The sequence below is a fragment of the Glutamicibacter sp. V16R2B1 genome, assembly GCF_005774635.1.
GTDB lineage: Bacteria > Actinomycetota > Actinomycetes > Actinomycetales > Micrococcaceae > Glutamicibacter > Glutamicibacter creatinolyticus.
The window spans coordinates 123,680-132,632 of the sequence record NZ_VATX01000022.1 but is presented as its reverse complement, the minus strand read 5'-3'; the positions used below and the strand labels follow the sequence as shown (position 1 = coordinate 132,632).

Genomic DNA, 8,953 nt, shown 5'->3' with positions numbered 1-8,953 from the left:
CCCGGCACTACGGCTCAGAAGCCGAGCGCGCCGCCGCTTACCCGGCCTGGCTCCATGAGTACAATCATCACAGACCCCATACCGGCATCGGCGGCAAATCACCCATCGACCGCGTACACAACGTCCATGGGAAGAACAGCTAGCGAGCCGGTGTTCGAGCTGAATCCGCCAGATTTCCTCACGCTCGGCATAGGTAGGCAGGTCAACGAAGAAGATCTCGTCGAAGCGCCCCTTGCGCAGCAGCTCGGGTGGCAGGGCGTTGATCTTGTTGGCGGTGGCCACCACGAAGACCGGGGCCTGCTTTTCCTGCAGCCAGGTCAGGAATGTGCCGAAAACGCGTTGGCTGGTTCCGGAGTCTCCCCCGCTGTTGCTGCCAAAGCCTTTTTCAATCTCATCGATCCACAGGATCGATGGGGCAACCGCCTCGGCCAGCCTCAGGGTGTCACGCATGTTCTGCTCGCTGGAGCCAACGAGACCAGAGAAGACCTTGCCGATGTCCATGCGCAGCAGGGGCAGACCCCACAGTGAGGCCATGCATTTGGCCGTCAATGACTTGCCACAGCCAGGCACTCCGGTGATCAATACGCCCTTGGGGGCCGGAATGCCCCAGCCGGCGGCGCTGGGAAGCCAGGACCCGTTGCGCTTGCGCAACCAGGTTTTCAGGTTCTGAAGACCGCCGATGTCCTCGATGTCCTCGCTGACGGTCACGAATTCGAGCAGGCCGGACTTCCTGATGGTCTGGCGCTTTTCCTCCAGCACCAGTGCGATATCACCGGGTTCCAGCCGCGCATCATTGGCGATGGCTCGGGCAAAGGCGTTCTCCGCCTCGCCCAGCGTGAGCCCCTGCGCCGCCTGCAGCAACCGGTCACGGTCATCGGCGGTGAGTTCGACGCTGATCTGTGCGGAGTTGGCTTGAATTATGTCATCGAGGATAGCGGCGATTTCCTCACGGTTCGGCAGCGGCAATTCCAGGACCGTGACTTCCTTTTGCAGATCCACCGGCAGGGTCATGCCCGGGGACACGAGGATCATGGTGTGGGCCACGGCGCCACTGCGGAAGGACCGTGCCGCATCCAGCACCGCACGCACCACATTCGGATCGACCTGGGAACCGGCTCCGGAAGCCGAGATGAAGTGGTGCAGGTCGTAGAAGACGAAGATGGTGGGCTCTTGGTATTTCGCAGCCTCATTGATGGCCGCGACCGGGTCGGTGGGTTTGCCCTGCTCACCCAACCGGTGCAGCCCGGAGCTCAGTGTGTAGCTCACTACCTGGCGGTCGCGTTTAAGCTTCGGGTTGGTTGCGATGTTCTCCACCGCGCCGACAACCCGCGCCTCTTCGAAGGTCTCGACGTACAGCAACGGATTCCTGGCCCGGATTAGCTCGATCAGCGAGTTTTCGAATTCGGTAATTCCCACGTAACGTCTCCCGGCGATTTTCCTCGGATCCTTCTCAGCTCGGACTCCTCTAGGGCATCCAAACATACAGGAGACGATTCTATCCATTCTCCTGAGAATCTCCACGTCCCACTGGGTGTTGCATGATTCTTGGGGGTGGGGCACGTCACATGGCTGGCAGTCTCCCCACCTACGGAGAGGTTCTTGTTACTTCCACATCCTGTTATCGACGACAGTCTCCCTTAGGCGGTTTTCCAAGGGGTCAGTGAGAGTTTGGGCGAAAGTCTCGCTCAAGTGGGAATGGTCAAAGTACGCCATGACCCCTCCAATCACTGAATGGCAGGTGTCCTTGGAACAGAAGTAGTCATTCATGTTGACAACGGAAATCCGAGGATTCGCCAGTTGTTGCACGGCATCTGCCTGCGGGTCCATGGGAAGCCAGGTATCCGCCGGCGCGCTGCACTCTTGCACCGCGTCATCGTTGTTCGAGACGCAGTCCGGAACGTTGTCCAACGTCTCTCCCGGCCACGGGGTGTCACGCAGGACCACGACGCGGCTGCCGGACGACTCCCACTGTTGGAGGACCTGTCCATAGGCTTCTGTTGCCGGGTCTTCGCTCTCCTCTAAGGAGTGGCCCATGATGGGCGCGGACATCCGGTTGGAGGAAATGATCAAGTCATAGTCGCCGTTGGTGATTTCCTCGATTGCCCAGTCCCCGTATTCATCACAGCCAGCTGCCTGTTCCTTGGAATCAAACTCCTGCTCTTCACCCAACACCGCACACGCACTGGCCAAGTAGGTATCAATGGACCAATCATTGTGTTCGGCAATCGGGTCCAGCGCGGGTACCCAGTGGCCCGCATGAGAATTTCCGACGAGCGCAACCTTGATCTGCCCGTCCTCTTCCCCATAGTGGCACACCGTGCGATCCGAAAATATTGAACTACTGCTCGCAAAACAATCATCCTCGTATACTGGCGGCCGGTCTTCCTCTGCCACTAACGGGCTGGGGGCCAGAACCTCATAGCCTTCAGAGGGGTCTGCACAGTCGGGATCCTTCATGGCCGAAGCCCCGAAGCAGTCAATGCCGACCTCGGATTTTACCCGCTCAATTCCGGTGTCCACGTCCTTGGCGCCCTGCATCATTTGGTGGCTTGTGAGCTGGAAACCACCGACAATCAAGGCCAGCACGAGCGACCCGGTGACCAGGAATCGGGGTGCGGACAACTGCGGTACTCGTTCCATGAGCCGGCGGAATCTGGTCTCCACCAGTCTTTGTGTCAGCACGGCCAAGAGGACGGTGATCACCAGTGCCGTGATCTTTTCGGTTGCGAAGAAGTCATCCAGGACAAAGGGAGCCAAGATTAGGATTGGCCAATGCCACAGGTAGATGGCATACGAGTTATCCCCGGTGAAGCGCATGATGGGTAGACCGAGCAGCCGGTCCGGTGAGAAGCGGTGCTTTGAATGCGCGGCGATGACCAGCGCGGTACCGACCACGGGAATGGCAGCAGCCACTCCGGGGAACGGTGTTTTGCCCTCGAAGGTCAGAACGGCTCCGGCGACGGCAAGCAGCCCTACCCAGGCCATCACAGCAGAAAACCCGGTCCGGCTTTCGGCATAGAAGCGGGGGCCAAGTGCTGCCACCAGCGCTCCCACCGCAAACTCCCACATTCGAGTGAAGGTGGAGAAATAGGCGACATCGGCATTCTGCTCGGTCAGGTATACCGAGTAGCCCAGTGAACACACCAACAGGGTGCCGACACCGCCGAGAACTGCAGCGCGGGGTTTGATGCCTGCATGCAGCGCCCCGAACACCAGCAGACCAATCATGATCGGCCAGATGAAGTAGAACTGTTCCTCGACGGACAGGGACCAGAAATGCTGAAAGGGGCTCTCGGCCTCGCCTTCTGCCATGTAGTCCACGCTCGTTCCGGCGAGGTACCAGTTCTGGAAATAGAAGGTGGAGGCCAACCCCTGCAGGCCCCAGTCCCGCCAGACGGTGGCAGGTGCCACAGCCCAGACCGCGAGAATGCTTGAGAGGATCACCAAGAACGAGGCAGGCAGGAGCCGGCGAACCCGCCGCATCCAGAATTTGCCAACGTCTTTCGCCGTGCGGGGCGGCTTGCTGATCAAATGCGCGGTGATCAGAAAACCGGAGATCACAAAGAAGACGTCCACGCCCACGAAACCCCCGGTGAGCCGGTGCGGCCAAAAGTGGTAGAGCACCACGACGCCGACCGCCAGGGCACGCACCCCTTGAATGTCTCCCCGAAAACTGGACCGGGGTTTGATTGGCGGTGCAGGCAGACTAGTGCTCAGCTGCTGGCTCACAGACAGTGGTCCTTCGTGTTGGTGACACAGACGCGCATTGACCTGCAGAAAAGCCGGTCAATGCCTTTGGACAGCCGGAATTCCAGCGATCCTGCGCATAGTTTTTACCCGACTTCTCTGGGAAAAGGCTTGGGTAACTGTCACACGACGTCGCACGGGCAGCACTACTTCCCCGGATTCTCAGGGCTCCCTCCATGCATCCGGATGCGACACGCCGAAATAGCATTGAGCCGCTGGCGCCTCGCTTCTGTCCCGTTCCCGCCGAGTAGGAGTCCCTCTCAGCGGTTTCGTGTTGCTCAGGGTCATTTAAATGATTCAGCACCCCGGCTACTGCCGAGGTGCTGAAATTACGTGGCTACCCTTCGAGCAGAGCGTCCACGAACTCTTCAGGGTCAAACGGGGCAAGGTCATCCGGACCTTCGCCGAGCCCCACCAACTTGACCGGTACTCCCAACTGCCGCTGGATGGCCACGACGATGCCACCCTTGGCGGTACCGTCCAGCTTGGTCAACACGATGCCGGAGACATTCACTACCTCCGAGAACACCTTGGCCTGTGACAGTCCGTTCTGGCCGGTGGTTGCGTCCAGCACGAGCAGGACTTCATCAACGCTGGCCTTCTTTTCCACCACGCGTTTGATCTTGCCCAGTTCGTCCATCAGGCCGACCTTGTTCTGCAGTCGTCCTGCCGTGTCGATCATGACGATGTCCACCTGCTGGTCGATGCCCGCGGCAACGGCTTCGTACGCCACCGAGGCCGGGTCCGCGCCATCGATTTCGGAGCGGACGGTGGGAACGCCAACCCGGTCACCCCAGGTCGCCAGCTGCTCTGCCGCGGCGGCGCGGAAGGTATCTGCCGCTCCCAGCAGCACGTCCTTGTCCTCGGCGACCAGCACACGGGCCATCTTGCCGATGGTGGTCGTCTTGCCAACGCCGTTGACACCGACCACCATCAGGATGCTCGGGCGGTCCGGGTGCGGCTCCGGAAGGTAGTTGCGGTCCATGGCGGGATCCACCAACTTCAGCAGTTCCTCGCGCAACATTGCCTTGACGCGAGCCGGGTCCTTGCTGCCCTCGATCTTGACCCGCTCACGCAATGCGTCAACGAGTTCGAGGGTGGGTTCGGTTCCCAAGTCTGCCATGAGCAGATTTTCTTCGATCTCGTCCCAGACATCGTCATCGATGTTGTCCTGGCTGAGCAGGGCCAACAGACCCTTGGAGAAGACGTTGTTCGACTTTGTCAGTCGGGCACGCAGACGGGCCAGACGGCCCTGCACCGGGGCCGGAACCTCCAGCTGGAGCGCCGGCTCTTCTTCAACCGTCGGTGCCGTTGCCCCAGTAGCTGGAGCCTCGGGGGCCAGCGTGCCGGTGTCCGGACGTTCCTCGGTGAGGGTCCCGGTACCGGCCGGCGGATCATTAGCGTCGCGTTCGCTGGTGTAGGGGGTTTTGGGTTTGCGGCCCTTGGAAACCAACGCGATGGTTCCAATGCCGACGATCGCTATGACTGCGATCACGATGATTATGGTCAAAAGCTGATCTGTCACGTTTAGAATCATCTCACAGACTATGATGTTGGCTGGCAGTTCAATCCGTTAGCACTCCCCTGACAAGGAAGCTGGTTAGCCCGCGCTGCCCGGTACGGATTCAGCGGGCAAAGCACATATGCCCAAGATTGCTCCACGCACCGAACGCCTGCGGGTTCCCCGCGAGATCACCATTCTACTGATTGCCGCGTTCATCATTGCCCTCGGTTTCGGCTTGATTGCCCCCATCCTTCCGCAGTACGCGGTGAGCTTTGATGTGGGTGCAGCAGCCGCCAGCATCATTGTCAGCATCTTTGCGTTTGCGCGATTGATTTTCGCGCCCGTGGCCGGAGTACTGACCGCCAAGCTGGGCGAACCGAAAATCTATGTGACCGGAGTGTCGCTAGTTGCCGTGTCCACCTTGCTCTGTGCCGCGGTCCAGGACTACACACAGCTATTGGTTGCCCGTGGGCTTGGCGGTTTTGGTTCCACCATGTTCACGATCTCGGCCATGGCGCTCATCGCCCGTTTGGCGCCGGACGGATCACGAGGCCGGATTTCAGGGATGTACGCCGGCGCGTTCCTGCTGGGCAATGTCATGGGACCGGTCTTCGGCAGCCTGTTGGCCCCCTTTGGAATGCGCCTGCCCTTCCTCATCTATGGTGTGGCGCTGTTGATCGCCGCAGCCGTGGTGTACTTTGCCCTGGCACGCAAACCGGTGCAGGAAAAACTTGAAGACAACGAAGTGGCTGATCCGAGCGCGCCCGTACCGGTGCTGACCACCCGTGAAGCACTGCGCTCCCCCACTTTCCGCGCGGCGATGGCCTCCGGTTTCAGCTACGGTTGGCTGGCCTTCGGCATCCGTACCTCAATGATCCCCCTCTTTGCCCTGGCGGTCTTCGGCGAGGGAACCGGCCAACGCGTGGCAGGTATCTCCCTGGCCATTTACGCCGTGGGCAATGGCGTCGCCCTGACGTTCTCCGGAAAACTGACCGACGCGATTGGACGTAAGAAGCCGGTCCTTCTTGGCATGGCGATTCTGCTCTCCTCCATCGTGCTGATGGGTTACTTCACTTCCCTGCCGGCCTTCATCATCTTTTCCATCCTCGCCGGCTTCGGGGGCGGCATCCTGGGTCCAGCCCAGCAGGCAGCCGTAGCGGATGTCATTGGAGCTGGGCGTAACGGTGGCAAGGCGTTGGCAGGATTCCAAATGGCCACCGACTTGGGTGCGATCATCGGACCGCTTATCGCCGGGCTTATGGCAGATCACATTAACTACCAAGTGGCGCTGAGCGCTTCAGGCGCCGTATGCCTAGTGGGTGTCGTGGCGTGGTTGTTCACCCCTACAACCGTGACCGCTGTTGAAGCCCGACCATCTCAATCCTGAAACCATTAGCCTCGCGCTGTTGGTCAAGCAACGGGTCCGGCCCTAAGGCGATTCAGCGTTTGCCCATGTGGACTCACTAACGTCAGGAGTGTTGAGTTTTGACACGCAGGAGATTGCTAGTGAACAAAGAGCCGTCAGATACTTCGCGAAGAGTATCACGCCGAACCATCATCACAATTTCGACGGTAGCTGCGGGTACAGTTGCTGCTGGAGCGGTTCTCGGCCAGAACAGCGATAGTTCAGACACTACGACAAGCACGCCGAGCCCCGAACCCTCGACGAAAGCAAAACTCACCGATCGCGACGGTCGTGTCATCAGCCGACTCGAAAAGACCCAACCGACCAACGGGATTCGGCGCGAGTATCGCGGCGCATTTCCAGCGCTCAAAATCAAAAGTGTGGAACCACTTCCAGGGCTGGGCTCCGGCCCTTGGCCATGGCTAGCAGTCAGCATTGCCGGAACAGCCCGACAACTGCAAATCGTCGATACTTCCGCCCGAGAAGTGATCCATACTCTTGATTTTCCTGAAAGTCATACCGGCGGCCTCGAAACGATGAAGTGGGACGCGCGTAACAAGAAGCTGTATATTGGCACGGCGAATACGCTTCACGTCTGGATCCCAAGCAAACCGAAAATAGCTACATTCGTAGGCAAGGTTGATGCAGCCACCACTATTTATGATCTGCAACTCGACTCTCGTGGAGTTGTTTGGGGTGGTTCGTACCCGGCAGGTTCAGTCTTTAATTTTGATCCTCAAAACCACAAGATCAAGGATTTTTCGCGATTCGCAGAGGATACGGACTACGTTCGGCGCCTGGCCATAGACTCCACTGACCGTCTGTGGGTCGGCACCGGTTCAGTGTGTCCAAGAATTTTTACTTTCACGGCATCGGATCCAGAAGCACGAACCGAAGTCCGACTTCCAGAAGATGTGCCAGAAGGGTTTATTTCCCGCATTGAAGTCCGGAACGAAAAAGTCGTAGTCTCTGCTAGCAGCATCAGTGGACAGCTTGTCTTGAATCCAATGACTAAACAGTGGGAGGACAAGATTGAGCGAGTCTGGGCGGCCCGCCTGAGCTCTGATACCACCGACACCGCTAAAGGGTTCTACACGATTACGGACAATACGCTGTACTTTACTAGGACAGCCACTCTTCAAGATACTGAACTTGCCGACGTAAAAACTTCCAAACCCTTATCAATATTGCAACAGCAGAATCAAGTTGCAATTGTCGGTCAAAGTGCCGCCGGACTCACTATTGAACACTTCGATTCTCACCCGGGGACAAAGCCCAAAGAACACGTAGTGGAACTCAATGCAGGCCAGTTCGCTATTCAGTCACTAATGGGACATTCCGACGGTAATATCTACATGGGCGGATACATGGGAAGCGGGTTGGCTTCGATCAATATCGAATCGGGGCAAACATGGTCCTCACCACCCGACGAGAATCTGATTAATCAGGCTGAGGCCATGATCCAATTTAACGATCGCCGGAGCTATGTGGGATCTTACGGATCAGCCGACCTCATCAGCTTTAACACGCTGGATAAGAATAGCGCGGACGAATACCATCTGCTTGCGAGACTAGCGACTGACTTTCACCAATCACGGCCTTTCGGATGGGCCAAGAACTCCAATAGAGTGTTCTTCGGAACAGTGCCAGACTATGGGCGTTCCGGTGGAGTTCTTGGCGAAATCGACCCCGAAAAAAACAAAGTCACCTGGGTCTTGGACGGCGGGGGAAAAGGATTCATCGCCGGCCACTCAATCATCGGGCTAGTTGCCGACGAAGATCATGTCTACGGGACGACCTCTGTACGGAACGGTTACGGACTTCCAGATACAGAAGGTTCCGCATATGTCTTCAAGTTCGATATCGGCACACGGGAAATCATCTGGACGAGCAAGCCGCTCGCAAGCGCGGGTGCGCTTTACGCCCCCGTACTCGTGGCCAATTGGCTTGTCGTCGCGGACGTTGAAGGACTTGGAGTCATTGATCCTCGTTCTGGGAAACTCGTCAAGCATCACTTACTGTCCGGAACCAAGAACCAGGAAGTTCGCCCCGGTTGGGCTAACGCAGACATTGCCAAGATCGGAGAGGGGGTGCGCTTGGTGCACACGGCGGCTGGCACAGCCACCGCGGTCGACTTCGAGAACGGGACGCGCGCCCGCGTCGGTCAATCCACAAAGTTGCGTTTGGGCAGTCGACTTACGACTACACCGGATGGTCGAGTGTTTGGAACCATAGATAAGACCACACTTGTTGAACTGGAGCTAGGAACGCCAAGTTCCAAACCCCAGATGTAGAGC

The 8,953-nt window shown here is 58.3% G+C and carries 5 protein-coding genes and 1 pseudogene; 3 read left to right on the top strand and 3 right to left on the bottom strand.

Annotated elements, in window-relative coordinates:
• Window positions 1–143 (top strand): integrase core domain-containing protein (locus FDN03_RS14785; RefSeq protein ID WP_138178376.1); only part of this gene is annotated, 143 nt, incomplete at its 5' end.
• A gap of 70 nt (window positions 144–213) precedes the next feature.
• Here FDN03_RS14785 and FDN03_RS16975 read toward each other — a convergent pair.
• From FDN03_RS16975 to ftsY, 3 genes and pseudogenes are all read right to left on the bottom strand, one after another.
• Window positions 214–1,011: pseudogene (locus tag FDN03_RS16975) on the bottom strand (AAA family ATPase); the annotation flags it as partial.
• Window positions 1,012–1,602: 591 nt separating this feature from the next.
• Window positions 1,603–3,729: an acyltransferase family protein gene (locus FDN03_RS14775; protein ID WP_171021279.1), complete on the bottom strand. Its 2,127-nt coding sequence runs from the start codon at window positions 3,727–3,729 to the stop codon at window positions 1,603–1,605.
• 355 nt (window positions 3,730–4,084) lie between these two features.
• On the bottom strand, window positions 4,085–5,284 hold the full coding sequence (gene ftsY, locus FDN03_RS14770) for a signal recognition particle-docking protein FtsY (RefSeq protein WP_138178364.1): 1,200 nt from the start codon (window positions 5,282–5,284) through the stop codon (window positions 4,085–4,087).
• 106 nt (window positions 5,285–5,390) lie between these two features.
• On the opposite strand from ftsY, the gene FDN03_RS14765 reads away from it, so the two are divergent.
• Window positions 5,391–6,638, top strand: coding sequence for an MFS transporter (locus FDN03_RS14765; RefSeq protein WP_171021278.1), 1,248 nt, complete (start codon window positions 5,391–5,393; stop codon window positions 6,636–6,638).
• A 119-nt stretch (window positions 6,639–6,757) separates the two neighbouring features.
• Entirely contained in the window at window positions 6,758–8,950 is a 2,193-nt protein-coding gene (locus FDN03_RS14760) for a hypothetical protein (protein ID WP_138178363.1), read from the top strand.
• Window positions 8,951–8,953: the final 3 nt, after the last annotated feature.

Coding starts and splice junctions, on each gene's coding strand:
- ftsY (WP_138178364.1), bottom strand. CDS start 5,284: ATGATTCTAAACGTGACAGATCAGCTTTTGACCATAATCATCGTGATC.
- FDN03_RS14765 (WP_171021278.1), top strand. CDS start 5,391: ATGCCCAAGATTGCTCCACGCACCGAACGCCTGCGGGTTCCCCGCGAG.